Consider the following 883-nt stretch of genomic DNA (forward strand, 5'->3'; position numbering starts at 1 on the left):
TAAGTCTATTGCTGGCTCCGTTTTGCTTGGCTATAAACTGATTATAAGCACTCATCACTGCATTCAAAGATGCCGTAACAATATCCTCATGAATCGCCACCCCCGAGAAGCGCTGGCCATTGATGTTGACCTGAACATAGGTCACTGCTTCAGCATCGGTCCTATGATCAAGCGCATGTTCAGAATACTCCAATACCTTCATATCACACGAAAATTGCGCATTCATGGCATCAACATAAGCATCCATCAAACCATGTCCCTGACCTGATACATTCACCGAACCTTGAGCAGTAAAGATCTGGGCCTCGATACTGTCATGCGTTGAGCGCTTCATCTCAAAAGGCCCTAGATGCACTGGAGACTGCTGTTCAATATATGTTTCCCTGAAAAGCGCCCAGATTCTATCGGAATCAACTTCACCTCCGCTAAGCTCCGCTTCTTTTTGTACTGCTGAGCTAAATTCCACCTGTAACCAGCGAGGCAAATTCAAGCCATAATCACGCTCTAGGCTATATGCGATACCGCCTTTGCCCGATTGCGAGTTAACACGAATAACCTCCTGATAACTACGCCCCAAATCAGTCGGGTCTATCGGCAAATAAGCAACTTGCCATGGATCTTCTTTTTTACGCACAGACAAGCATTTTTTAATCGCATCCTGATGACTGCCAGAAAAAGCGGTAAACACCAAGTCGCCAGCGTAAGGGTGTCGAGGGTGAACATCTATTTGTGTACACGCCTTAACTGTATGGATAATTTCATCCATATCAGAGAAGTTCAATTCAGGGTCGATACCTTGGCTATACAGATTCATCGCCATGGTAATGACATCCATATTTCCCGTTCGCTCGCCATTCCCCATCAAGGTACCCTCAACTCGTTG

1 protein-coding gene is annotated in these 883 nt (G+C 45.8%); it reads right to left on the reverse strand.

Going from position 1 to position 883, the window contains the following annotated elements:
* A partial coding sequence (locus A3763_RS04300) for an alpha-isopropylmalate synthase regulatory domain-containing protein (RefSeq protein ID WP_304440787.1) occupies positions 1–883 on the reverse strand: 883 nt, incomplete at both ends.

This window comes from Oleiphilus sp. HI0128 (assembly GCF_001635365.1).